Source organism: Streptomyces aurantiacus (assembly GCF_001418335.1).
Taxonomy (GTDB): domain Bacteria; phylum Actinomycetota; class Actinomycetes; order Streptomycetales; family Streptomycetaceae; genus Streptomyces; species Streptomyces aurantiacus.
Genome location: NZ_LIPP01000412.1, coordinates 1 through 1,497 on the forward strand (window position 1 = coordinate 1; position 1,497 = coordinate 1,497).

General features: G+C 66.9%; 1 protein-coding gene. It reads right to left on the bottom strand.

All coding sequences use genetic code 11. The features are described 5' to 3' along the window. Positions 1 to 59: 59 nt before the first annotated feature. Positions 60 to 1,340: an LCP family protein gene (locus AOK01_RS37110; protein WP_190852145.1), complete on the bottom strand. Its 1,281-nt coding sequence runs from the start codon at positions 1,338 to 1,340 to the stop codon at positions 60 to 62. Positions 1,341 to 1,497: the final 157 nt, after the last annotated feature.

Below are 1,497 nucleotides of genomic sequence, written 5' to 3' on the forward strand. Positions count from 1 at the left end.
GGTGCCGGGGGCCTCCCCCTGGGGCGTCACATGTGTCAATACATGTGTCAGTACATGTGTCAGTTGCCCGACACCGTCACCTTCTCGTCGTTCTTCAGCTGGTTCACCAGGGTCTTGACCTTGGCGGTGTCCCACTGGAGGTTGCCGTTGCCGGTGTTGCCCGAGATCGGCATGTTCATGGACTTGCCCTCACCGCCGGTGATGCCCTTCATGGCCCAGAACATCGAGCCGAGGTTCCACAGGGACATGTCCTTGTCGACGGTGAGGGTGTCGAGGCCGGAGCCCAGGGTCGGGTAGAGCTTGAAGGGGTTGAGGACCGTCGACGGGGTCGCCGTCTGGTTGGCGAGCGCCGAGAGGAACTTCTGCTGGTTCTTCGTACGGTCCAGGTCGCTGCCCGCGAGCGCGTACCGGGTCCGTACGAAGGCCAGGGCCTGCTCGCCGTCGAGGGTCTGCTTGCCCGCCTCGAAGTCGGCGCCGGACTTGGTGTCCTTCATGCCGCCCTTGGGGATGTCGATCTCCACGCCGCCGACGGAGTCGACGATCTTCGCGAAGCCGCCGAAGCCGATCTCCGCGTAGTGGTCGATGCGCAGCCCGGTGTTGGACTCGACGGTCCGCACGAGCAGCTCGGGCCCGTCCTCCGCGTACGCCGCGTTCAGCTTCACCTGACGGCCGGTACCCGGGAAGGTCTTGCCGGACTCGGAGCCCTTGAACGTGGGAATCGTCACGTTCGAGTCGCGGGGCAGCGAGACCATCGTGTTCCCGTTGTCCCCGACGTGCAGGATCATCATCGAGTCCGTGCGCTTGCCCTCGGCCGAGCCGGTGTGGAGCTTCTTCTTGTCCTCGGCGGTCATGCCCTCGCGGCTGTCGGAGCCGACGATCAGGTAGTTCGTGCCCTCGCCGCCGTCGGGCCGGTCGATGACCTTCGACAGGTCGACGTCCCGGTTGAGCTTGGAGTCGGCCCAGAAGTACGTGCCGACGGACACCACGACCAGGAGTGTGACCACGGTGATCGATATCCACTTGATCCGCCGCCGCCAGTTCGGCCTGGGCCGGCCCGGCCGGCCGTCGGGGCCGGGGCCCTGCGGGCCGCCACCGCCGTAGACCTGTCCCGTGTTGTATCCGCCGCCCTGACCGTTGTCATAGCCGTTGTCGGCGTGACCATCGGTGTACGTCGGCTGCGGCGGGACCCCGTGAGGAGGTGCCGAGGAGTGCGGGGCGGCTCCCTGGCCGCGCTGCACCTGCCGCATCACGCGGGCGCCCTCGGGCTGGGCGCTCGCGCCGCCGCGGCCTTGGCGGTCGCCGCCGTTTTCTCCGGACCATCCCTGGGGCCAATCAGTCATGCGGACCAGTGTGCAGTGCCCGACCAGGTGACAGACAGAGTCTTCGGAGAATCGGATCAGGGCTGTTGCAGAGCTGATGCAAAGTGGCGCTTGTGTGCCTGGACGTGTGGTAGGTGGCTTGGCGGATCTCGGGTGCGGGTTCGTTGTGGCTGGTCGC